Annotated in this window: 21 protein-coding genes; 13 read left to right on the top strand and 8 right to left on the bottom strand. The window is 49.7% G+C overall.

What is annotated here, in order from left to right:
* Positions 1-8 precede the first annotated feature (8 nt).
* From BLX24_RS11710 to BLX24_RS11700, 3 genes are all read right to left on the bottom strand, one after another.
* Entirely contained in the window at positions 9-386 is a 378-nt protein-coding gene (locus BLX24_RS11710) for a BlaI/MecI/CopY family transcriptional regulator (RefSeq protein ID WP_071503334.1), read from the bottom strand.
* Between the two features lie 87 nt (positions 387-473).
* The gene (locus BLX24_RS11705) at positions 474-1,535 is read right to left on the bottom strand and encodes a DNA topoisomerase IB (protein ID WP_071503333.1); all 1,062 of its coding nucleotides are present in this window, start codon (positions 1,533-1,535) and stop codon (positions 474-476) included.
* Between the two features lie 74 nt (positions 1,536-1,609).
* Positions 1,610-2,191, bottom strand: a complete 582-nt coding sequence (locus tag BLX24_RS11700) for a DUF6962 family protein (RefSeq protein WP_071503332.1) — start codon at positions 2,189-2,191, stop codon at positions 1,610-1,612.
* 232 nt (positions 2,192-2,423) lie between these two features.
* Between BLX24_RS11700 and sucD the strand changes: the two genes are divergently transcribed.
* From sucD to BLX24_RS11660, 8 genes are all read left to right on the top strand, one after another.
* Positions 2,424-3,299, top strand: coding sequence for a succinate--CoA ligase subunit alpha (gene sucD, locus BLX24_RS11695; protein WP_071503331.1), 876 nt, complete (start codon positions 2,424-2,426; stop codon positions 3,297-3,299).
* A gap of 112 nt (positions 3,300-3,411) precedes the next feature.
* Positions 3,412-4,599, top strand: a complete 1,188-nt coding sequence (locus BLX24_RS11690) for a DUF4271 domain-containing protein (protein WP_083421934.1) — start codon at positions 3,412-3,414, stop codon at positions 4,597-4,599.
* A 49-nt stretch (positions 4,600-4,648) separates the two neighbouring features.
* Positions 4,649-5,434 (top strand): uroporphyrinogen-III synthase, encoded by a 786-nt coding sequence (locus BLX24_RS11685; RefSeq protein ID WP_071503330.1) that lies wholly within the window; start codon positions 4,649-4,651, stop codon positions 5,432-5,434.
* Between the two features lie 228 nt (positions 5,435-5,662).
* Positions 5,663-6,634, top strand: a complete 972-nt coding sequence (locus BLX24_RS11680) for a PorP/SprF family type IX secretion system membrane protein (RefSeq protein WP_071503329.1) — start codon at positions 5,663-5,665, stop codon at positions 6,632-6,634.
* A gap of 313 nt (positions 6,635-6,947) precedes the next feature.
* A complete protein-coding gene (gene porK, locus BLX24_RS11675) occupies positions 6,948-8,114 on the top strand; it encodes a T9SS ring complex lipoprotein PorK/GldK (RefSeq protein WP_229201776.1) in 1,167 nt (388 codons plus the stop codon).
* 63 nt (positions 8,115-8,177) lie between these two features.
* Positions 8,178-8,996, top strand: a complete 819-nt coding sequence (gene porL / locus BLX24_RS11670) for a type IX secretion system motor protein PorL/GldL (RefSeq protein ID WP_071503327.1) — start codon at positions 8,178-8,180, stop codon at positions 8,994-8,996.
* Positions 8,997-9,098: 102 nt separating this feature from the next.
* Positions 9,099-10,688, top strand: a complete 1,590-nt coding sequence (gene porM / locus BLX24_RS11665; RefSeq protein WP_071503326.1) for a type IX secretion system motor protein PorM/GldM — start codon at positions 9,099-9,101, stop codon at positions 10,686-10,688.
* A gap of 127 nt (positions 10,689-10,815) precedes the next feature.
* Positions 10,816-11,883 carry a gliding motility protein GldN gene (locus BLX24_RS11660; RefSeq protein WP_071503325.1) on the top strand — a complete coding sequence of 356 codons (1,068 nt, stop codon included), beginning with the start codon at positions 10,816-10,818 and terminating at the stop codon, positions 11,881-11,883.
* A 71-nt stretch (positions 11,884-11,954) separates the two neighbouring features.
* Here the strand turns inward: BLX24_RS11660 and BLX24_RS11655 are convergent, their stop codons facing one another.
* From BLX24_RS11655 to porW, 5 genes are all read right to left on the bottom strand, one after another.
* A complete protein-coding gene (locus BLX24_RS11655) occupies positions 11,955-13,094 on the bottom strand; it encodes a DUF6786 family protein (RefSeq protein ID WP_143092649.1) in 1,140 nt (379 codons plus the stop codon).
* Positions 13,095-13,198: 104 nt separating this feature from the next.
* Positions 13,199-14,368 (bottom strand): glycoside hydrolase family 88 protein, encoded by a 1,170-nt coding sequence (locus tag BLX24_RS11650; protein WP_071503323.1) that lies wholly within the window; start codon positions 14,366-14,368, stop codon positions 13,199-13,201.
* A gap of 75 nt (positions 14,369-14,443) precedes the next feature.
* A complete protein-coding gene (gene uvrC, locus BLX24_RS11645) occupies positions 14,444-16,252 on the bottom strand; it encodes an excinuclease ABC subunit UvrC (protein WP_071503322.1) in 1,809 nt (602 codons plus the stop codon).
* A gap of 132 nt (positions 16,253-16,384) precedes the next feature.
* Entirely contained in the window at positions 16,385-18,730 is a 2,346-nt protein-coding gene (locus tag BLX24_RS11640) for a penicillin-binding protein 1A (RefSeq protein WP_071503321.1), read from the bottom strand.
* Between the two features lie 85 nt (positions 18,731-18,815).
* Positions 18,816-21,080, bottom strand: a complete 2,265-nt coding sequence (gene porW, locus BLX24_RS11635; protein ID WP_071503570.1) for a type IX secretion system periplasmic lipoprotein PorW/SprE — start codon at positions 21,078-21,080, stop codon at positions 18,816-18,818.
* A 169-nt stretch (positions 21,081-21,249) separates the two neighbouring features.
* On the opposite strand from porW, the gene BLX24_RS11630 reads away from it, so the two are divergent.
* The 5 genes from BLX24_RS11630 (at position 21,250) to atpH (ending at position 24,733) form a co-directional block, all read left to right on the top strand.
* Positions 21,250-21,507: an AtpZ/AtpI family protein gene (locus tag BLX24_RS11630; protein WP_071503320.1), complete on the top strand. Its 258-nt coding sequence runs from the start codon at positions 21,250-21,252 to the stop codon at positions 21,505-21,507.
* A 464-nt stretch (positions 21,508-21,971) separates the two neighbouring features.
* Complete coding sequence (gene atpB / locus BLX24_RS11620) at positions 21,972-23,078, top strand: F0F1 ATP synthase subunit A (protein WP_071503318.1); 1,107 nt, start codon at positions 21,972-21,974, stop codon at positions 23,076-23,078.
* Positions 23,079-23,172: 94 nt separating this feature from the next.
* The gene (atpE, locus tag BLX24_RS11615; RefSeq protein ID WP_071503317.1) at positions 23,173-23,421 is read left to right on the top strand and encodes an ATP synthase F0 subunit C; all 249 of its coding nucleotides are present in this window, start codon (positions 23,173-23,175) and stop codon (positions 23,419-23,421) included.
* 212 nt (positions 23,422-23,633) lie between these two features.
* A complete protein-coding gene (locus tag BLX24_RS11610) occupies positions 23,634-24,128 on the top strand; it encodes a F0F1 ATP synthase subunit B (RefSeq protein ID WP_071503316.1) in 495 nt (164 codons plus the stop codon).
* Between the two features lie 65 nt (positions 24,129-24,193).
* On the top strand, positions 24,194-24,733 hold the full coding sequence (gene atpH / locus BLX24_RS11605) for an ATP synthase F1 subunit delta (RefSeq protein WP_071503569.1): 540 nt from the start codon (positions 24,194-24,196) through the stop codon (positions 24,731-24,733).
* Positions 24,734-24,754: the final 21 nt, after the last annotated feature.

The raw sequence follows: 24,754 nt of genomic DNA, 5'->3' as shown, positions 1-24,754 counted from the left end.
TTTAAGGTTTAGTCAGGGGAGTTCTGATTGAGCTGCTCGTTCAGCAGCGCACGGATTTCGTCCAGTTCCTCGCGGCTGGCTTTATGCTGGCCGAGGGCCTGAATGACCAGTTTCGTGGCCGATCCGCGAAAGGCTGTTTCTACAAAACGGTCAAGCAGGCTTTTCTGGGTTTCCTCTTCACCGATCAGGACGTGGTAAACGTGAGAACGGGCCTCCTCCGTACGGCCCAGAATACTCTTCTCCTGCATAATCTGCATGAGCTTCAGCGTAGTCGTATAGCCGACATCCCGTGTTTTAGTAAGTTCATCATGGACCTGCCTGACGGTACTCGGGCCTTTCGACCAGAGTACCTGTAGGATTTCCAGTTCAGCATCTGTTGGTTTCATAGTATCTACGAAAGATTTCGTAGTAAAGGTCTACGAAAGTCTTCGTAATGTCAATACCGGGGTGAATTTTTTTTTCTGACCTTATAATCAGGCGGGCTGCTTGTCTTTCAGAAAACGCAGCAACAATTTTTCGGCCCCATCGAGCCCATAGGCTTCGGTTTGCCGGTACCGTTTTTTTTGTTTGACATAAGGGTTGAGATCGCTGCATTCGTAGGCGTCCAGCAGTTGCGGATGAACATAATGTTTCCGGCACACAGTCCGCGTATTCCCTAACCGGTGCGAAACTTCGTCGAGGATGGTATTCACGTTTTTCTTCGCTTCTGTTTCTGACTGGCAAGGTTCCAGTTCGATCAGCAGGCGCAGTGCATTTACCGTACCGGCCCAAGTCCGGAAATCCTTGGCCGAAAATTCTTCACCCATGGTCTCCTGTAGGTAGGCATTAACCATGCCGGAATCGATACTATGGCGGGTGCCGTCATCACCGAGATACTGAAACAGCTCCTTGCCCGGAATATCACGGCAGGCTTTGACGAGGCGTGCCAGGCGGCGGTCGCGAAGTGTGATGTCGTGATAAATTCCCTTTTTCCCTTTAAAGCTGAATCGCACGGCGTTACCCTCCACGTTGGCATGTCGGTTTTTCAGGGTGGTCAGCCCATAGGAGCCGTATTCTTTTTCATAGGTGGCATTACCGATGCGGATCAGCGTTTGTTCCATCACACTCAGGGCAATCGCTATTACCTTTTCTCTGGAAAGTGTCCGCAGGCGTAAGTCATCCTGTATCCGTTTCCGCAGGAGCGGCAGTTTCTCGCCGAAGGAAATAATGCGTGTAAACTTGGATTCGCTCCGCATGGTATTCCAGCGGGTGTGGTAGCGGTATTGCTTACGGCCTTTTGTATCGATGCCGGTAGCCTGCAGATGCCCGTTCGGGGTAGGGCAAATCCAGACATGTTCCCAGGCGGGCGGGAGGGCCATTTTACGGATACGCTCCAGCGTTGCCTCATCATCGACGGGCTCCGCTTTGGCATTTACATAGATAAACCGGTCCTTGGCCCGCTGGCGGAGAATGCCGGGCATTGTATCGCTGACGTAACGTAGTTTAATGGCTTTAGCAGCCTGAGCAGGGTTTTGGAGATCAATGGGCGCGTTCATTTGTGAATTGTGCTTAGGTAATGCCGGACGGCAATTACACAGAAACTCACAAACAACACCGGTCGCCGGAAAAATTATTCAATGCGCTGGGTTGCCTTACCAAAACAGAGCAAGGCACATACCAGGGCGTAGTGGTAAAAATCGACAGGGTTAATCGGCCGGGGGAGCGACGGTGTTTTGGTGGCCAGTGCCATAATCATGACGGCGGCAATAATCCAGACCGACCGGATGTCGCGCTGTAGCAGCCCATAGACGCCCAGCAGCATCACAATCAGAATTCCCAGCGATGCCACGACTTTGGCAAACGGAGCCACCTGCGGGAGCAGCAGGATAAAGAAAAGGAATAAACCGATGATCAGCGAAACGGCAAAGGCAATGATTCCCAGCGATACGCGGCGGACAAGTGCCCATACGGCCATTACAACGCAAACGACGCCTAAACTGCCCGCCAGCAGCTGTGCCGACTCGTGGAGCCGGATAACACCGTCAAAACCGGCAAACCGAAAGATGCCTACCAGGGCCGTCAGCGAAATCAGTAAAAAGAAGAAGCCCCACAGCAAGCGGTTAAAGATCGGGGTTTGCTGGTGGTAATGCCAAAAAACGCCAATACCTGTGCAAGCCAATACGGCGTCGGAAATGACATTGGAAAGAATCATGCCGAAAGTTACAGTTATCGGCAGCAGAGTCAATAAAAACTACCGGATAAATTCGAAAAAAAGGACAGAGAAGGCGGGTATTTTCCATCGAAAATGTCGAATTATGGGCATGTCGATTTGAAATCCTGCCTTCTAAGGTTCACTGTTCAGCGATAATTACTACTTTTGCCCCGGCTTTTGCATATAATTCAAAGGCTTCCAAACGCAACGCCAACGATCTACGGACTTTATCATGAGTGTTTTAGTTAACAAAGATTCTAAAGTTATTGTACAGGGCTTTACCGGCTCTGAGGGGAGTTTTCATGCCCAGCAAATGATCGAATATGGCACCAACGTTGTTGGTGGTGTAACGCCTGGTAAAGGAGGTCAGACCCATCTTGACCGTCCTGTATTCAATACTGTTAAAGATGCCGTTGATACTACAGGAGCTGACGTATCGATCATTTTCGTACCACCTGCCTTTGCGGCTGATGCGATTATGGAAGCAGCTGATGCCGGTATTAAAGTGATTATCTGTATCACAGAAGGTATTCCGACGGCGGATATGGTAACGGCTAAATCGTACCTGCAGGGTAAGGATGTTCGCCTGATCGGTCCGAACTGTCCTGGCGTAATGACTGCCGAAGAGTGTAAGGTAGGGATCATGCCTGGCTTCATTTTCAAAAAAGGCACAATCGGTATCGTATCGAAATCAGGTACATTGACATACGAAGCAGTAGATCAGTTATCAAAAGTAGGGTTAGGGCAGACAACAGCGATCGGTATCGGTGGTGACCCGATCATCGGAACCACAACGCGCGAAGCCGTTGAACTGCTGATGAACGATCCGGAAACGGAGGCCATCGTAATGATTGGTGAGATCGGCGGTGGTATGGAAGCCGAAGCAGCCCGCTGGATTAAGGCTGACGGTAACCGCAAGCCCGTTGTTGGCTTCATTGCCGGTCAGACAGCCCCTAAAGGACGCCGGATGGGCCACGCAGGGGCTATCGTTGGCGGCGCTGATGATACGGCTGCTGCTAAAATGAAAATCATGAGCGAGTGCGGAATCTTTGTAGTTGATTCGCCGGCGCTTATTGGTGAAACCATGCTGAAGGCATTGGGCAAATAATAACCATACTATGTGTTTTAATCGGGGCCGTAAGGCAATCGAAAGTCAACTCGTTACGATGAAACCCGCTGACTCTCGATTGTTTTACCACCCCGATTTCGTTTTCAAAACTATGCTGTTGCGCATCTGGCTGCTTTTTTGGTGTGTGTTAGGAATTGGGCAGGTATCACCGGCACAAACCGGGCGTGGGGCGGGTAATACACGCAATGGCATCGGGCCTGGCGGACGCTATTATCCGGTACACTCCATCCGGGATGACTGGCAGGTATATGACGAAGCCAATAAAGCCTATATCCCGTTCATTGTTGAGCAGCATAGTGGAATACCCTCCGTCAGTGCGTTTATTGATCTGGAAAGTAACCGGAATTACAAACTGCTTGTCTGGAGTCAGGAAGACTGTTATGTGTTTCTGGATGCGGCACTGAAACAAAAACTGCGGGCAGGCAACTGGCTGGTTATGAGCATCGACAGCCTGTATCGGGTATATCGTAAGCCACAGCTTTTTCTGACCCTTTACGGCCCGCCCGGTATCGAAAACAAACAGGCGTTCATTGCTTATCCGAAGTCAGCCACGCAGAAGACCGTTGTGCTGAGCGACGATAACCTGAGTGTTTTGCCGAGGCCGCATATGGTCTACGATGATTTTTTCGGGCTGGCACTGATTTTTCTGCTTGGGACGCATGCTTTCCTGTTTACGTTCTTTCGCCGGCCGTTTCTCAGCTTTTTCAGCCTGCATGATTTGTTTGTCTTACGGCTCCGCGATGAGCAGTTTGTGATTAACAAACAGTTAAACCGGGCAACCATTGCCTTTACGCTGAATCTTAGCTTTGTGATCGGTTTTCTGGTTATGTTTGTTCAGGGACTGGATATCGACATTTTTGCATCCCGAACGCTTATGTTGCAGGGAAGCCAGCTGCCGTCGCTGATCATTGATTTCTTTCTGGTTAGTGGCATTGCTTTTTTATTAATGATGGGGAAATACGTTGCTCTTCAGGCAATCGGTAGTTTATATCGTCTGGAGAGTATAACGAATCTACATTATTTTAAAATTCTTCAGGCTTCTTCTATTTTCTTTCCCACAATAGGTATAATACTTACTGCGCTGGTTTTCAACATGCATGATCCGGCTTCGATAGGTGCTTACCTGCAAATTCCGTTTGTAATCTTCTACGTCGGACGGCTTGTATTACTTTACGTTGTATTTACAAATGCAGCATCTGTAAAAAGTCTCTATTTAATTTCGTACCTTTGCATCGTAGAATTAGTGCCCTTGCTCATTGGGGTGCGCTTTGCACTTTGAGCACTTCCTTTGCGGCATCCGACTCTGAACGTCAAAAGAAGTATTGTCAATGAATGAAATAAGCACGCAGTCATCGGCAAGCCGGCTGACAAAAGTTTCCAAAGTGCTGGTAACCCAGTCACGGCCCGCTGACGAGAAATCACCTTACTTCGACTTAGCCAGTAAATTTAACATCACCATTGATTTTCGGCCGTTTATTCAAATCCAGGGCGTATCGTATAAAGATTTCCGTAGACAAAAGATAAACATCCTCGAGCATACGGCTATCATTTTCACCAGCCGGAATGCGATCGATCATTTTTTCCGTATCTGTCAGGAAGGCCGTATCGAAGTACCGGCCGACATGAAATACTTCTGTATTTCTGAACAGACGGCAAATTATCTGCAGAAGTATATTGTTATCCGGAAGCGTAAGATTTTTTCGGGCACAAAAACGGCGGTCGAGCTTTTTGATCTGATCAAAAAGCATAAGACAGAGAAGTTTTTATTCCCTTGCTCAAATATCCGGCACAACGATATTCCTGAGTTTATGGATATCAGCGGTCTGCACCTGTCTGAAGCAGTAATGTACGAAACGGTGTCGACAGACTTATCGGATCTCGATATTCAGTCGTTCGATATCATTGCGTTTTTCAGCCCGTCGGGTGTAACCTCGCTGTTTAATAACTTTCCGGAGTTTAAACAAAACGACATTCGCATGGCGGCTTTCGGGCCAACAACCGCTAAGGCGATTACGGAGGCTGGTTTAATTCTTGATATTGAGGCTCCGCTGCCTAATGCCCCATCAATGACCGGTGCATTGGAGTTATATATCAAAAAGGCCAACAATCTGTAAGGATAGTGAGTTAAGGAAGAGGTCGGATTTTAGAGATTCGGCCTCTTTTTTTATGCCAATAATTTCAGAGATTTGGCGTTTAACAGATAAGTCAATGAAAATTGGAAGTTAACGGAACTCAGGAAGTTGGATTACTTAGACGGCTGAGCAAAAGTAAGGCGGAAAAAGTGGTCTGAATCCCTAAATTGCGTTAATTACAACCCGAACTCAATCCCTTAAAAGTCGAACATGGGGCGCATACTTTACGTTTTTACGTGCTTACTGCTTGGCGTGTCGTATGTTTCATACGGCCAGAACGATCCGCAGTTTAGCTTATTTATGTTTAACCCGCTGTATTACAATCCGGCCGCTGCCGGTTCGGAGGGTGTCAGCCGGTTCCAGTTAACACACCGTACGCAGTGGGCTGGCTATCAGTCAACCTATAATGACGGTGGCGCTCCCGGTACACAATTGCTTTCCTTCAATACACCGCTGAATAAAATTAAAAGCGGCATAGGGGTTTATCTCTTAAATGATAAGCTGGGGCCATTTATTAACCAGGCCGCTGAGGTATCGTATGCCTACCGCATTACGCTGAAACAAGGTACTTTAGCCATCGGCGCACAGGCTGGCTTGTATGCCCGCGGGATTGATTATGCCAAACTCCGGCCTGCCGATCCGACCGATCCGCTTATACCGACCGGACGTTTTATGGAAACCCGGCCCGATATTGGTGCCGGTGTCTATTATAACACAGTTGATTACTGGATCGGGGCCAGTGTGGTTCACCTCAACAAAGCCAGTGCCACGCTGGAAAACGGCCGCTCCATCATTCCCCAGAACCAGACTGCCTATCTAACGGCCGGGTACCGGCTAGGCATCGGCTATGATCTGGATGTACAGCCGTCGATTCTGTACCAATACGTTGTTGATCCGCAGCCCAACATGAAGGCGTCATCCATTACCGGCAATTTACTGGTTACGTATGATAACCGTTACTGGATCGGAGCATCATACCGGCAGGGAGATGCCTTCTCGGGAACAATCGGTCTGAATCTGCTGACCAACAAGTCATTGCGGCTGGGCTATGCGTTCGATTTTACGACAAATTCATACATAGGCAAAAGCCCGGGATCGCATGAAATTATGGTAAGCTACAATTTACCAACGCCGGATGGCCGTAAAAAGCCGATTGTACGGACGCCGCGATTCCGTTATTAACAGAAAGGGAAACAGAAAAGCTATTCGTACGTTGACGACCCAAATACTTCACAGTCAGTATAAAAAGGAACTAAATAAAGGTTTTGGGTATAAAAAACGGGATTATCAACAAATTGGCAGAATTATTGTTAGGCTGTTTGCAGTGTGGATTGTATTTTTGAGGTGATTGGGCTGACTGACAGGGGGTGACAATAGCCGGAAGCGGGTCGTTGCACAGGAATTATTGCAATAAAAAAGTATAGCATACAATAACCGTACTGATTTTCGTTTTTAGTTCGGTCTTGCACAAGAAGGATTTAACGTACCAATAAAGATGAAGTACAACTGGTTGACAATTCGCGCAACTCGCGGGGTAATGGTCGCGGCAGTGGTTCTGCTGATGCAGAGTTGCGGCTTTATCAAATCCAAGTTTGGGGGTGGCAAAGGTGGTAGTGGCGAAGTAGGAGTTAGCAACGGTGAAGTAACCGCAGACAAAGGCCGGAAAGGCTGGAAACAGACAACTCCATACGGAATGGTTCTTATCCCATCTGGCTCATTTATCATGGGTCAGGCCGACGAAGATGTTGCTGCTACTCAAATCAACATGAACCGTCGGGTGACAATCAGCTCATTCTACATGGATGACACTGAAGTTACCAACCATGAGTATCGTCAGTATGTCAATGCACTGCTTGCCGATTCTGTATCTGTTCTGGGAGAAGAAGAGATTATGACGAAGTTTTATCCGGATACTACTGTCTGGAAAAACGACTTTACTTATCACAATGGTGACCCGATGCTGGAGTATTACTATACACACCCTGCATTTGACACCTATCCGGTGGTTGGTGTGAGCTGGAAAGCCGCGCAGCATTTCTGCAACTGGCGGACTTCGCTTTACAACGATTACCGTACCAAAGAAGGTATGTTCCAGTCGCCTCGTTTCCGCCTGCCATCAGAGGCTGAGTGGGAGTGGGCCGCCCGTGGCGGTAAAAACGGCGCCAAGTACCCTTGGGGTAACCCATACGTAGCTAACGGTAAAGGTTGCTACCTGGCCAACTTTAAACCACAGCGGGGTAACTTCGATGCCGATGGCTATCCATATACGGCGCCGGCGAATGCCTACAATGCCAATGAGTACGGCCTGTATAACATGGCGGGTAACGTAGCCGAATGGTGCCGCGATGCCTATGCCGATAACAGCAACGCCATTGTCTGGGATATGAACCCCGACAACCAGAATCCGGATGAGCCTCGCAAAGTAGTACGCGGCGGTTCATGGAAAGATATTGCGTACTATCTGGAAACCGGTACGCGCTATTACGAATACGAAGATGCAAAACGTTCTTACATCGGGTTCCGTTGTGTAATGGATAACCTTGAAGGTCGTGCGGCATCGGCACGTGGAGGCGGACGCAGCAGCGGCCGGTCAAGTGCCAGCAGCAAGAGCAGTAAGAGCAGCGGAGGTGGCAGTGGTCGTGGAGGAAGCAGTCGTAAATAAGCCTTAAGATTTTTCCTTACATACAATCAATCAATTACCCATTTTAACAGTTTCCCTTTCATCATGGCAGCAGGAAAAACTAACTTTTTCTGGGATCGTCTAGTACCAACCATTTACAGTGCCGGAGCCGCAATCGTAGTATTAGGCGCCATGGCCAAAATTCAGCATATTACATCGCTCGGCTGGCTTCTGACAGCGGGTCTGATTATCGAAGCCGTTATCTTCGGTCTGTATGCTTTACAAAGTTTCCTGTTCCCTGTTGCTTCATCTGATTACGAGTGGGAGCGCGTCTATCCTGAATTGGCCAAAGACTACAAAGGCGAAGCCCGCAAGGCTGCTGCTCAGGCACCACAGGCTAACGGCTTAACAGCCAACATGGACCAGATGCTGGCCCAGGCGAAAATTACGCCGGACGTATTCGAGAAACTGGGCACCGGTTTCCGTAGCCTGTCAGACAGCGTATCCAAAATGCGCGACATCAGCGACGCTACTGTAGCGACGAACGACTACGCACGGAACGTAAAAACGGCCGCTCAGGCGATCTCTGACATGAACAAGTCGTATGGTACCGCCATTACGGCAATGAACGCCATGGCCGACGCTACAACTGACGCGAAAGAATACCGTACTCAGTTCCAGAAGGTAACACAGAGCATGGGCGCGCTGAATGCCGTTTATGAACTGGAATTACAGGATACCAACAAACACCTGAAGGCTATGAATGCTTTCTATGGTAATCTGTCAGCTGCGATGCAGAACATGGCTGATGCCAGCCGGGATACTCAGCAGTTCAAGAATGAACTGTCTAAATTGACGGGTAACCTGACTTCGCTGAACAACGTTTATGGCAGCATGTTGACTGCTATGCGCGGACAGAAATAAAAGCAAGGTATTAAGTGACAGCGTTTTAGGGCAGGACCTCTCCGGCTTTAAAACGCTGATCGTTAAAACACTAAACTTCACCAAGAAAAGTACCCATAGTATATGGCAGGTGCAAAAGAATCACCCCGTCAGAAGATGATCGGGATGATGTATCTGGTTTTGACCGCGCTGTTGGCCCTACAGGTCACATCGGCCATTCTGGAAAAATTCATTGTCCTTAACAATAGCCTTGAGCAGTCAACGGGGGCTGTCAACCAGGCAAACGACCAACGGTTAAAAAGTATTCAGGCGGCTGTTGAAAAAGCCGGTAACCGTCCGAACGACGTTGCTGTGTTCAAACAAGCCGGTGATGTCCGCCAGATCACGTCGGCGATCATCGGCGAAATCGACCAGCTGAAACAACGGATCATTGAAGAAGCCGGTGGTGGCCTCGACGAAACCGGTCACATCAAAAACGCCAGCGAAGAAGAAAAAGTAGCGCAGATCATGGTAGGTCCTAACCGGAATGGTTCGGCGTATCAGCTCCAGAAAAACCTGGACAGCTATCTGCAGAACATGGGTAAATACTCGGCTACGAAATACCCGTCACTGGCTACCGATGGCAAAGACGATCCGATCGCGAGCCGCTCACCAGAGCAGCGTACGAAGGATTTTGCTGAGCTGAACTTTGCCCAGACACCGGTTCCGGCAGCCCTGGCTGTGTTGAGCCAGAAACAGGCGGAAATCCGCCGGATTGAAGGCGAAACACTGAGCGCCCTAGCCCAGAAAGTAGGTGCCGAAGACGTTAAATTCGACCAGATTTCGGCGATGTTGAGCATGGAATCGAAAGTGGTCGTTGCCGGTACGAAATTCAAAGGCGAAATGTTCCTGGCTGCTTCGTCATCAGGCATTACACCACGGATGAGCCTGAACGGCGCACCGGTCCGGATGGATGGCGGTAAAGGTATTATTGAATTTACAGCACAAGGTGGTGCATACGACAAAAGTGGTCTGGCCCGCCGCGTGCTGACAGGTTCGATCAGCTACAACACGCCGGCCGGTATGAAAACGGTACCGCTTCAGGCAGAATACTTCGTAGCCAAACCTTCGTATCAGATCGAAACCGGTACATTGCCTCCGTTGTACTTAGGTTGTGCCAACAAACTGAGTGTACAGAGCCCGCAGTTAGGTGCGCTCTGGAACCCAAGCTTTACCGCTGATGGTGCTGCGGTTATCGAATCAGGCCAGAAAGGTAAGATTACGATTGTGCCTAGTGCGGCCAACGTAATGCTGAACATCAATAACGCCGGTAACCGGTTAGGCTCGGAGCCTTTCCGCGTAAATCGTGTGCCTAAGCCGACTATTGAATACTACGTCGGCGGGCAGAAAGCGGATAATGCAAGAGGCTTACCGGCTTCCAGTGCCCGTAACGTACGTGTTGCTGCTATTGCCGACGAAAGCTTCAAAAACTACTCGCCGGATGATGCTAATTACCGGGTAACGGGTCTGACGATTTCACTGGCGCGTGGTACCCGTCGTGTGAAAGCCGTAGAAATTAGCGGCCCGCAAGGCTCTCTGGGTGAAATTGGTGCAGAAGCGCAGCCGGGTGACCGTCTGATCATTGAAGTAAATGGCGTACAGCGCAGGAATTTCCGTGGCGAAATCAGCGAGGTATCCATGGGCCGTCCAATGCAGTCAGTGGGCTTGTATTAAGCCTGATAATATAGTTGAGCGGGTATGAAAATACCCGCTCAATATCTTAAAAATCAAATACTATTACCCCATACTCCACGTTGTAATAGTGAAAATGAAAGTCAGACAAGATCAACGATTGAAACGTATGTTGCGAATCAACACGATAGCGGTAGCTGCCGGAACGGTAGTATCCGCCTTACTGGTGACAGGAGGTAGTGCGGTGGCGCAGGAGAAGGCCAGTAATGGTACAAACCCGCTTTCGGTACGGGCAATCAACGAGAACGACATCATGATGAAGAAAACCCTTTGGCGTCGGATCGACCTGAAGGAGAAGCAGAATCAGTCGATGTTCTCGAAGAATAACGAAATTTCCAAGTACCTGATCGAAGCCGTTAAAGCCGGCTTACTGGTACCTTACGAAAACGATTCGGTGAAAACGAAGATGGCGCCGGAGAAATTCCAGCAGCGTCTCGTGCAGCCGAATGCCACAGGTGGCCTGTCGGCCGAAGAAATCGCTGCCGGTTTTAAGGAAGACGGTGCAGCCGCAGCTAACGATGGCTGGGATAAACCGAAGAAGGAAGATCCTAAAAAGGCTGCCGACGATGGTTGGGGTACACCAAAGAAAGAAGCCAAACCGGCTGATGACGGTTGGGGTACACCGGCACCAAAGAAAAAAGCTACGGCTAAAAACGCGAAAGGCAAAAAAGGTGCTAAGCCGGTTCAGCCGGTAGAACCACCAAAGCCGGCTGTTGATTCAGCAGCGCTGGCGGCGGCCGCTCCGAAGCCAATGTCGTCGGATAACGAATACCTGGCCCGCGAGTTCAGCATTCTGGAAGTGAAGGAAGACTGGATTTTCGACCGGAAACGTTCACGGTTGTTCTACGATATTCAGACAGTAACGCTTTACCTGCCAGCCGATAAAAACCAGGCTGGTCTGGAAGTACCGGTGGCTACCTTCAAGTATAAAGATCTGGACCAGCTGTTCCGCAGCGACCCTAAGAAATTTATCTGGTATAACCCGCAAAACCAGGCGCAGCACAAAAATCTGGCCGATGCCTTTGATCTGCGGTTGTTCTACGGCCGTATCACCAAAGTATCAAACCCGCAGGATAACGACCTGATTGGTATGTTCGGAGACCGCGACGGTCTGCTGAAATCATACCAGACAGAATACGAACTGATGGAAGTAGAGCACGGTCTTTGGGAATACTAATAGTCTCATTTGCTCATAAAAAAGCCGGAAGCCAGCGATCTGCTGCTTCCGGCTTTTGCTTTATACGGTTTCTACCAGTTAAGATCCGTTTGCAGGTCTACTCCCAAAAAGGCTTTGGCAATCGGTGCCAGTTTATCGGCCGGGCCTTCAAAATGAAACGTCCGATGGTGATGGGTTAGCGTTTCGCCTTTTTTCAGCGCTTTAACGGACGAATTAGACTCCAGCTCGTAAAACGGACCTAACTGACTGCCATCGGCTAGAGGGCCGTCATTGTAAGCATTCAGCGCATCTCCGCCATATGGGTCGTTATGCTGCTCCCAGGTCGATTTCAGGTAATCACCGGTCGGAGACAGGTCATACTGAACGATCGTCAATACGCCTTTGCCGGCATCGTAGCTACCTGCAAAGGGACGTGCTGACAGACCGGCCAGCCCGATTTTACTGCGGTGGTTACCGTCAGCCCGCATGATTACGGCCTGATCCAGTACTTTGAGGCGATCGGCCGGTACCTTGCCAAAATAGGTGTCAGTGAGCAGGAGTTTCTCCGAATAGGTGCTGGTAAAAGGCGCAATGATGGTGGTTTTGGGAGAAGGCGTAAACATGCCCAGAATCCAGATGCCCAATACCCCTTTGTCGCGATGCCAGTCTGCGCCGGTATTTTCGAGCGTATTGGCCGTTTCATAACCAACAACATTAACTCCGGTCAGATCGGTATCCGGGAACAGCCCGGCAATGGCTGTTTTAGAAAAAACGGAAACCTTCCGCTCAATACGGATATCAAACGTAACACCGGCATGGTTCGTCAGCGAAGCAGTTTTACTAAAAACAGCCTCCGATCCGGTTGCTTTGTCAAGCGTATAGGCCGTGGTATCGATAATAGCCGGTGTCTGCCATTCATCAAACGTAAACGGGGCAGCCGGCTTGAAATATACCGAAAACTGACCGCCTTCGGGCGAGAGCCAGATCCGGTCTTCTCCTCCGAAGGCATTCATATGGGGCTGATACCGGCCGGATTCGATCAGTTTGTAATTGATCCAGCCAAAGCTGTTGCCGCCGGCTCCGTTGGCCGTACTGGTCATTACCCGGCCCTGATATGCGCCGATTACGGCTATCTGAGCCGAGTCGTTATCCGGTGAAGTCAGGACCAGCACGTCCTGATGCCTTTTCAGGAACGCGACGTCATGGCCGAACGTACCTTGAGATGCTTGCATGGTCTGAGTCGTTTTCTGGTCGGTTTTTGTTCCGCCACACGCCAAAAGCAGCAGGCCGGTAAGCGTGCAAAGAGTGAATCGGGGGAACGTTTTCATTCGTGTAATCAGCGTTTAGCTAGTTTCTGGTAGCGGAGGAGGGCTTCGAGATAGTAGTAATCAGCATAAACCAGCGGGGTATCAATTTCTGATTTAAGCGGTTTCGCACCGACACTGTGTTTCAGGATGAAGTTATTGTTTTCACCAGGTTTTGCCAGGTAGGCATCACCTGACAGGCTTTGCAGCATTTGTTCAGCCGCATCGAAATAGACCTTTCCTTTCTTACCGGTATACGTACTTAACTCCAGGAGGGCCGAGGCCGTAATGGCACCTGCCGAAGCGTCGCGTTCTTCGTTTGGAATGTTCGGGGCATTGAAGTCCCAGTACGGAATTTTGTCGGCCGGAAGGTTAGGATGATTCAGGATAAAATCCGCGATTTTTTCGGCCTGAGCGAGGTATTTTTTATCCTTTGTTTCGCGGTACATATCCGTGTAGCCGTATAATGCCCAGGCTTGTCCGCGTGCCCATGCCGATTCGTCTGAATAGCCCTGATGAGTTACTTTGGCCTCCACCTCACCATTGGGGCCGTAACAAACGACGTGGTAACTGCTGTTGTCGGGGCGGAAATGATTTTTCAGTGTATTGTCGGCGTGTGTAACGCTCAGGTTGTAGAATGTTTTATCCCCTGATTCACGGGCTGCCCAAAACAGAAACTCAAGGTTCATCATGTTATCGACAATGACCGGATACTGATATTTTCCCAGCTTCTCCCACGATTTAATTAACCCTACTTTTGGATTGAAGCGGGTTGCCAGTGACTTTGCGCCCGTCAGCATAACTTCTTTATACTGCGGATTTTTAGTAAGCCGGTACCCATTACCAAACGGGCAGTAAAGCATAAATCCCAGATCGTGAGTCCGTGTATTATACTTCTCCTTTTCAACGGCCATGGTCCAGGTATGGGCGGCGTCTTTCCATTTCGGATCGTTGGTGTATTCGTAGATGTACCAGAGCGAGCCGCCGAAGAAACCGCTGCACCACCAATCCGATTTCATGTCGCGGGGCGAACCGTCAGGATTTGTTGACTGTGGGAAGCGGGTAAGATCCGTATGGGTCTGCAGCATACGGGTATAGTGCTGCTGAGCAATCGAAAATTGCTTTTTAACGTCAATCTTTGGTTGTGTAAACGCAATAAGCGGGGTAATCAATAGCGCAGTAAGCGCAGCAAATCGTTTCATGAACAAGGGGTGTTAACAAGACAGATGATACTTTCCCCTTAAAAGCCGTCGACTTGCCGCATTTACCGCTCTTGCCTATTGTTCCATGTTGGTGAAGTATGCCTTGATCTTATTCGCCCTGTCAGCCCCTACAATGTCAGCTACCTCCTCAACGGATGCTTCCCGTATTTTCTTGACGCCCTTGAAGAATTTGAGCAGCTTGGCGGCTGTCTTTTTGCCGACGCCTTCGATATTCTCCAGCTCGCTGATCAGGCTGTTACGGCTCCGTTTATCACGGTGGTAGGTGATGGCGAAGCGGTGTGCTTCGTCCCGGATGCGCTGGATCAGTTTCAGCGACTCCGATTTTTTGTCGATGTAGAGCGGCAGACTGTCTTCGGGAAAATAAATCTCTTCAAGCCGCTTGGCAATACCGATGATCGGGACTTTGCCGTACAGATCGAGGCCTTTCAGAGCTTCACAGGCCGCGCTGAGCTGGCCTTTACCACCATCGATGACAATCAGGTCGGGCAGGCCGGTTTCTTCATCCAGAACGCGCGTATACCGGCGGGTAACGACCTCGTGCATACTGGCAAAGTCGTTAGGCCCAACCACGGTCTTGATGGAGAAATGACGGTATTCACGGTTTGCCGGTTTGCCATCGATAAAACAAACCATGGCCGAAACAGGATTTGTCCCCTGAATGTTGGAGTTATCGAAACATTCAATCCGGCGGGGGAGGGTTTTCAGTTGCAGATCCTGCTTGAGCCGGATCAGCACACGGTCTTTTTTACTGGCGCTGGCCGATGCTTCGGCATTTGCTTTCTCCTGCCGTTCCCGCCGGAAGTACAGCACGTTTTTCAGCGACATATCGAGCAGTTTCTTCTTGTCACCGATCTGCGGAACGGTGATTTCGGCTTTCAGGTCGGCTTCGAGAGGTATGTTGGTGATGATTTCTTTGGCCTCGGCACCATACTGGTTCCTGAACTCAATGATGATCATCGTCAACAGATCGGCATCACTTTCGTCAAGCTTCTTTTTAACCTCAACTGTATGGGTCTGGATGATGGTGCCGTTCGCCACCTTCATAAAGTTGATGTAGGCGCATGACTCATCCGAGGCAATCGTGAATACATCCGCGTTTTCGATCTTCGGATTCACAACCGTTGATTTACTTTGAAAACGCTGCAGAATATCAAGCCGGTCTTTATACTGCTGGGCCTGTTCGAAGGCGAGTTCCTGCGCCGCTTCCAGCATTTTCGATTTAAAGTAATCCTGGGCGGGTTTCAGATTCCCCTTCAGGATATGGTGAACCTGCTCAATGTCTTTATCGTACTCCTCCCGCGACTGTTTCGCTTCGCAGGGCCCTTTACAGTTGCCGATGTGGTATTCCAGACATACTTTGAATTTACCCTCTTCGATATTGTCTTTTGAGAGATGATAGTTACACGTACGGATCGTAAACAACTGGCTGAACATTTCCAGTACGGTATACATCGGCTTCAGGTTAGCAAAGGGACCATAGAACGTCCCCAGCTTCCGGTCGATACGGCGGGTGGTCTGCACGCGCGGAAACGGTTCGTTTGTCACGCAGATAAACGGATACGTCTTATCGTCGCGCAACAGGATATTGTATTTGGGCTGATAGCGTTTAATCAGCTGGTTTTCCAGCAGCAGCGCATCAAATTCCGTATGGACAATGGTAAACTCAATTTTCCTGATCTGGCTCACCAGCCGTATTGTCTTCCGGTCATGCTGGTTCGACTTGACAAAGTAACTGCTGACGCGGTTCTTTAAGTCTTTTGCTTTCCCGACGTAGATTACTTCGCCGGTTGCATCAAAATAGCGGTAAACACCCGGCTCATGTGGGATTCTGGCTAATTCGGCTTTATAATCAAAGGGCGGCATAGGTAATGCTTTTAATGGTTCATTCAGTTGCAACCCCGGCAGGAATCGTTGTTTATGGGGCATAAACAGGCGATCTGCCGGGGTCGTATGGGATTGGTCTTCTCACTAAAAACCAATGACGGGCTAAAATAGTTACTGCAAAATATCTTCGTCTTCGGAGTTCAGCACTTTGGGTGGTACATAGCGCTGGGACGAATCAATATAGTAGCCGCCACAGTCGATTTTGTACTTGTCAGGCTTACGGAACGGCTCCGGTTTATACTTCCGCAGCGTCGGATCCTTATAGACGCGCTGCATGAATAAGCCCCATGCGGGCATAGCCAGACGGCCACCCTGACCAAGCTCAATATTCCGGAAGTGAATACTCCGGTCGTCACCGCCGACCCACAGGCCAGCTACCAGATGCTGGGTCATTCCCATAAACCAGGCATCGGAGTAATTGGAGGTAGTACCGGTTTTCGCCGCAATCTCGTTACCGCCTTCACTCAGTTTATACTGACTACGCAGTCTTGCGGCCGTTCCACCGGGTTCTTCGACGGCACCGCGCATCAGATAGAGCATATCGTAAGCCCGGTCGGCGCTGATTTCCTGCTTGGCTTCCGGGTTGAATTTCGCCAGCTCGTTGCCGTCTTTATCCAGAATTTTCCAGATCAGCATGGGCTTTACGCGATAACCACCGTTGGCAAAGGTGCAGTAGGCCGCCACCATTTCGTAGACAGAAACATCACTGGTACCGAGGCAAAGCGTTGGATTGGCCAGGAGTTCACTGGAAATGCCCAGGCGTTTGGCATAATTCACCACCGTTTCGGGCGTCGCTTTTTTTATCAGCTGTGCACTGACGGTGTTGATGGATTGGCCAATGGCTTCGCGCAGTGACAGGGAGCGGTAACTGTATTTGCCGTTCGAGTTTTTAGGCGTCCAGGATTTCGGGCCGTTGCCTAATTCGTAAGGCGCAAACGTCGTGGGCTGATCAACCAGATGGTCGCAGGGCGTCATGTAGTTATTGTCCAGCGCCGACAGATACACGAACGGTTTGAACGTTGACCCTGGCTGCCGCCTTCCCTGGCGGACGTGATCAAACTTCATGTATTTAAAGTTGATGCCACCCACCCAGGCTTTTACGTGGCCGTCGCGCGGGTCCATGGCCATAAAGCCGGTATTCAGCATCCGCTTGTAGTACCGGATCGAGTCAAGTGAGCTGAGTGTCGTGTCCTTTTCATGTTTTTTACCGGCATAGGTAAACACTTTCATCTTAACCGGTTGCCGCATTTCTTTCCAGATCGCCGCATCGTCGTCGGGGTACTGTTCTTTCAACTGCCGGTAGCGGCCTGTCCGTTTCGCTACCGACTCGATAAATCCGGGAATTTCACGGAATTTGCCGGTTTTGGCGTCTTTTTCAACCCACGGATTCCGGCCGCGCCAGTGTTCATAAAACTTGGTTTGCTGGTCGCGCATGTTTTCCATCACGGCTGCTTCGGCGTAGGTCTGCATGCGTGAATCAATCGTAGTGATGATCTGGAGGCCGCTGGTATACAGATCGAGCTCTGTGTCATTGGCCTCGTTATAACTATCGATCCACTGTTGTAATTCCTGTTTCAACACCGAGCGGAAATACGGCGCCATGCCGGTATTCTGGTTTTCGATGTTGAAATCCAGCTGAATGGGCTTTTCCTTATAGCTGATGTATTGTTCTTCGTTCAGGAAGCCATATTTCTTCATCTGCGACAGCACAACATTGCGCCGTTGCAGGGCGCGGTCTTCGTGTGTGCGCGGGTTCCAGAGCGACGGGTTCTGTAGCATACCCACCAGCAGGGCGGCCTCCTGCACATTCAGGCTCCATGGCTCCTTGTTGAAATAGGTTTTGGCAGCGGTCTTGATACCATAGGTGTTATTACCGAACGAAACCGTGTTCAGGTACATCATCATGATCTCCTGCTTGGTGTAGTTGCGTTCGAGCTGTACCGACAGAATCCATTCCTTGGTTTTTTCGATAACCGTACGGACCAGCGGAATGTGGCCTAACAGGCCGCGATATTTCTCGCCACGGGTTTCAAAGAGGTTTTTCGCCGTTTGCTGGGTAAGCGTACTGCCACCGCCTTTACTGCCGGTAAACGGAATAAAGCCCAGGGCTGCCCGGAAAATAGAGCGCGGATCAATCCCCGAATGTTTGGTAAAGCGGGCGTCTTCTGTAGACAGCAACGCCATAATCACGTTAGGCGAAACCTGCGTAATTTCAACCAGTGTACGGTTTTCAGTATAATATTTACCCAGTAAGACGCCGTCTTCTGAATAAAGGGCAGAGGCAATTTCACTTTGCGGATTTTCCAGCGTTTTCAGGTTCGGCATACCACCGAACAACCATAAAAAGTTAAAACTGACGGCCAGAATATACAAAATCAGCATGCCGAGGCCTATGAGGGTGCCTCGCCATAAGCGTCGGATCAACTTACGGTAGGGACCGGGAGCGAGTTCAATCATTGATGGCTGTTACATTAAACTTCGACATCAGAAAGTGGCAAGAAAGCCAAAAAAACAATAAGCTGCCACTTTTCTGACCGGATACTTATTTACGCTTAGCCGTTGTCTGGTCGGCTGTCGTCTGTAGTTCTTTTACGTACGGTAAAAGCGGGCTGGCGGGGTAATCACGCATGAATTCGGTAATCGCCTGCCGGAATTTTTCGGCACCGTGTACATGACCAACCAGCATGGTACGAAGCAGTGCCAGCTTATCTTCAATCTGTGTACCGGCAAAACTGGCCAGTGCATTTTCGGAGCGGGCCAATGCTTCTGAATAATTCCCGGACTTGTAGAGGGTATAGATATCCGTGTAGGTTTTGGTCGCGATGGCTTCCGCGCCGGTCGTTGGTTGATCTGACCGCGTGCTTTTATTAGCCAGACGTGCATACGATGTATTCGGGAATTCACGCAGGAGTTTGTCGCGCCAATCGGTCTGAATACCCAGCTGCTCATTCGTCAGATAGAGCAGATAATACACTTCCGGACGGTGCTGGCTACCCGGAAAACGCCCGGCATGGCTCTCAAACGTCTTCACGGCATCTTTCGGCTGATTCAGCTGGAACTTATAAATCTTACCGAGCTGGTACAGGGATTCGTCAAGCCGTTGGTTCGACTGGTTTTTGGCCTCGGCAGAAAACGGAATGGATGCATACATCGCATCGCGCCGGGCTTTCGCAGATGGCTGTCCGTTATTAAAACTACTGGCGAGTTCAGCCGGGAGGCCGGGGTTGGCAGTGTTACCTCCAGCCGTCGTAGCCGTGTTGTTTGCCGGTGACGTTACTGAGGTCGCCGCGATAACGTTCGGTGCATCTTTGGTCTGACGACGCCAGTTATCTTCCAGCGGCCGGTTACCCCAGCGTTGCATGAATTCCTGTTTTCCCTGTGCCATCCGGTTTGGGTTGTACAAAAGCCAACGCTGGTCCGGCGCGAGGTTGGAGTTGGTCGCGCCCGGCATACTCATACCGGCACTGGTTGACTGGCCGGTTGCTTTTTCAATAACCTTGCGGGCCAGTTCGGCTTTTGCTTCGTCTTCTTTGGCTTGCCGTGCAATGGCCGCGCTTAATACTTTTTCGAGTGCATCGGGGCTAAGCGCCGCCAGATGCTGGAGGCTGTCCTCTGTCCGGACAATAGTCAGGTGTTTGACAAAGTCATCCAGTGTCTTTTTACGGCCCTGAATAGCCGCAAAGTCAGGCGACTGCTGCGGCAGCAGGGCGAGGGCGCTGTCATAATAAGCCCGTGCGGTTTCGAACTGCTGTTTCTTCTCAAAATACAGCTTACCCATTTCCAGATAGGTATACGGTATCTGGGCCGTATTCGTTGTTGTTTCCTGAATCGAAATCCGGTATAAGGCAATAGCGCGGTCGTATTGCCCCTTACGGGCTTCGAGCAGGCCCATCGTATAGTAAATCTTATCTTTCAGGTCTTCGTTTTTGCGGTCGCGGAGCATCCGCTCAAAAGTGCTGTTTGCTTTTGCGGCCTGCCGTGGGTCGGTGCTTTGCAGCAAAAGCATGTTTGCGTAGAACGCCTGATCGTAGAGCGGCCGGTTTTTCAGCACGGCCTGGTAGTGATCCGCTGCCTTTGCCGGCTGATTCGCCATGTCATACAACTGGCCTGCCGCCAGGTGTAATCTGGCCGTTGCTTCTCCTTTCTTGAGCGAAGGGAACGTGGCATCCAGAATAGCCGCCGCGACGGCATATTCACCTTTGCGCTGGTGCAGGTTGGCTTTTGTCAGGTAAAAGGCTTTTGTATTTGCGGTGTTGAGCGGCTGGGTCCGCAAAAATTCAGCTACGTTCAGCGCATTCGGGAAGTCACCCATTTCCGTATAGGTCTGCATGAGCAGAATGAGGGCTTCGTGCTTATCATCCGGATCCGTGCCTTTGGTGTTGACGTATTTGAATACTTCGACTGCATTCGGGAAATCTTCCCGATAGAGCCGGACCTTACCGATTAAGTTATACGCATTGTCCAGCCACTTGCTGTTCTGGTGCCGTTCGGCGACCAGCGAAGCTTTTTTGATCACGTCATCGAGCTGGGCCTGCATCGGCTGCGCTTCCAGTGAATCAACGGGTAGCAGAATCGGCAGAAGCTGGTTGTAGTTTTCCTTACGGTTTTCAAAACGAAATTTTTCAACTTCGTCCATCTTTACTTTGGCAATGAAGTAGGCATTGTAATGGGCGGTAAGGTTATGGTAACCTTTGCTCATGGAGCGGTTGCTGTATTGCGAACAGCCGGCTAACCCCAAAACCAGACCAATAAACGCAGTCAGCGTAACGAAGTAGATAGAAACGTAGTTAGTATAGAGACGTCGCATCCGGGAACATAACATAAAAAACACGACCTTTACAAGCTGTGTGGCCGGTCGGGTGTGCACGTGTTGGAAAATCACCATTCATAAAACGTACCAGAATGGGTTTGCCGTATTGAAACCAAACCCAAAATAACAAAATAAAGGTCGAACGACCAGCCAGATAGCCTGTATCATGGAAAATAAAGAACAAAAACCAGATCAGGGTGAGGTCCGCAAAAAGCTGGATGATGCCAGCCGTAAAACCTCATCCTATGCGCAATACAGCAGTATCGCTTTTCAGATGCTGGGCACCATCGGGTTAGGTGTCTGGGGCGGGATGAAGATTGACGAATGGTCAGGGAATAAGTTTCCGGCCTGGACCGTAATTTTGTCACTGACGGCTATTGGGACGTCACTGTATCTCTTTATAAAACAGCTTCCAAAACAATGACAGGCTAAGAATGGTGAATAATGTATAATTTATCACGGAATTGTTCAGTGTTCATTGTTGCGAATTCATTTTTACTACCATAATGCTTCGTTCAGTTATCTTCTCAGCCGTTATCGCATTTGTATTTTTTATAGCTGAGTACTTTTACGGGAATCAGTTTGTACATCCGCTCTGGAAAGTAATGCTGCTCTTTTACGTCAGTCTTTCGTTTCTCATGCACCGGTTAGTTGATCTTGGAAATCAGGGTAAACCCGAACGGTTCATCGGGTTTTATATGACATTCATTATTGTCCGGCTGATCTTAAGTGTAGGGTTCGTTGGTTTTTTTCTGTATCGGGGGCTCGACGACCGCAAGATCTTCATTTTAGACTTTCTTGTACTATATATATTTTATACCAGCTTTGAAATGTACGGTCTTAATCGTAACTTGCGACGCGATTTGTAAAACCGCTTTCGATTGCATCATGATTCGTTCGCTGCTTCATAAAGTTTTACTGGTTTCAGCTCTGATAATCAGTCCGTTTGTTTCTTCTTACGCTCAGGAACACGAGCATGAGGGAGAAGCCACACATCAAGAACACCACGAAGGAAACGCCCACGGCGCTGAAACTAAAAAGGAAGGTTTCAATGTGGGGGATATGATTATGCACCACATCCGGGATGACCACGGATGGGAGTTTGCGCATGGTCTGAAGCTGCCTTTGCCGGTTATTCTGTACAGCAAAGACCGTGGCGTTGAAGTGTTCTCGTCATCAAAACTTGACCACGACGCGATTTACAACGACTATAAGTTAGTACACGGTAAAATTCATCGTGTCAATGCGGCCGGTGAAGAAGTACACAACGCACACGTTTATGATTTTTCCATTACGAAGAACGTAGCGTCCCTGCTGTTGAGCGCCGTATTGCTGCTGGTTATCTTCTCATCCGTATCAAAAGGGTATCAGCAAAACCGTGGTAAAGCGCCTAAAGGCTTACAGTCATTCCTGGAGCCGATTATCCTCTTTATCCGTGATGAAGTGGTTAAGCCGAATATCGGTCCTAAGTATGAGCGTTACCTGCCTTACCTGCTGACGCTGTTCTTCTTTATTCTGGTCAACAACCTGCTGGGTCTGTTACCGGGTGCGGCCAACCTGACGGGCAACATTGCCGTTACGATGACGCTGGCCGTCATTACGTTCCTGATTGTAAACTTCAGCGGTAACAAACACTACTGGATGCACCTGGTAAAACCAACCGGTGTCCCGCTGGCGCTGTTGCCGGTTATGGTTCCGGTGGAGATCGTTGGTGTATTCATGAAGCCATTCTCGCTGATGGTCCGGTTATTTGCCAACATCACGGCAGGCCACATCATCATCCTGAGTTTGTTAGGGCTGATCTTCATCGCGAAGAATCTGGGTGGTTCAGGCATTGCCTCGGGTATCAGCCCGCTGGTAGCGATCTTTACCATCTTTATGAACCTGATTGAGCTGGTGGTTGCCTTCCTGCAGGCGTTCATCTTTACGCTGCTGTCGTCGATGTATATCGGCAGTGCGATCGAAGAACATCACGAAGCCGATCACGGTCACTGAGCCGTCTGACCTGTTGCAGGGTCATCTGCTCACTGGTTTCAGTACGCATTTTTTTGTTCAACTATATATAAATTCAATTACGAGCATGTTAGCTATGTTGCTCTCTATCCTGTTGGAAGCTACAGGTAGTATTTCAGTTACAGGTGCTGCTATCGGCGCTGGTTTAGCTGCTATTGGTGCAGGTATGGGTATCGGTAAAATCGGTGGCAGCGCGATGGAAGGCATCGCCCGTCAGCCGGAAGCCGCTGGCCGTATCCAGACAGCCATGCTGATCATCGCGGCCCTGATCGAGGCCGTGGCCCTGTTTGCTGCCGTTATCTGTCTGCTGGTAGCTCTGGCTTAATCCAGACGAACCGGCAACTGACGTGCTGATTACATTAGGTGTCGGCGCAAGCGTCAAAAAAATCCGAAATTGCCTGTTCATATGGATTAGCCAGTGAACAGGCATTTCAAGATTTACGCCCAACGGTTTGTGAGCAGGTTTTCTTTTACCTCGTAAATGCCGGCAATCGTAAATCTGTGACATTCATACGTAAATCGTAATTCGTAAATACAATGGATTTACTTACCCCGGATATTGGGTTACTCTTCTGGCAGGTAGTTGTATTCCTCGCCATCTTCTTTATCCTGTCCCGCTTTGCCTGGAAACCGATTACCAGTGGCTTGAAAGAGCGGGAAGAAAGCATTCAGAGTGCTATTGACCTTGCCGAAAAAACACGCAAGGAAATGGCCCAACTGCAATCAGACAATCAGAAACTGTTGGCTGAAGCCCGTGCCGAGCGTGAAGCAATGCTGCGCGGCGCCAAAGAAACTGCTGATAGAATGATTGCTGAAGCCCGTGACAAAGCCGCTGCCGAAGGCCAGCGCGTACTGGAGCAGGCCCGCGAAGCCATGGCAAACGAACGCCAGGCATTATTGGCTCAGGTGAAAAAAGAAGTAGTTACGCTTTCACTTGACATCGCTGAGAAGGTTCTTCGTAAAGAACTTGCCGACAAATCGGCTCAGGAGAAACTGGTTCAGGACTTAGTAGCAAACGCAAGACTTAACTAAGCAAGGGGCCGGCAGCGAATAAAGGATTTCCTTGTTCGGCGCCAGGCATTTTGCGCTTCGAAGATATGGCTGTATCTACAGTAGCATTCCGGTACGCTAAATCATTATTTGATCTGGCGCAGGAAAAAGGCCTGACAGAAGACATTCAGAACGACATGTTGTTCTTCAAACGCACGTTGGCTGAAAATCGTCAGCTGGCACTGGTATTGAAGAACCCGATTGTGCGCAGCGAGAAGAAAAATCAGGTTGTTAACGCTGTCTTCGGAGGGCGTATTAACCCGCTGTCGATGGCATTTTTCGGTATTGTTGCCCGTAAAAACCGGGAGGCAATCGTTGACGCCATTGCTGACCAGTTCATTCGTTTGTACGACGAATCGAAAGGCATCAAGCGTGCCACAGTAACCACTACCGTACCGCTCACGGATGAACTGCGTACTGCTTTCAAGGCACTCGTAACTAAATCGACCGGTGCGAAAGGGGTTGAGCTGGAAGAGCAGACAAACCCGAACCTGATCGGCGGATATGTGCTCCGGATCGGCGACGAACAGCTGGATGCCTCCCTGCGTAGCCAGCTGAACGAACTGAAACTTGAGTTCCTGAGTTAATCCAGGTACGAAAACAATAGC

It is taken from the genome of Arsenicibacter rosenii, assembly GCF_001870735.1.
Lineage (GTDB): Bacteria > Bacteroidota > Bacteroidia > Cytophagales > Spirosomataceae > Arsenicibacter > Arsenicibacter rosenii.
This window is presented reverse-complemented; position numbering and strand designations above follow the sequence as displayed.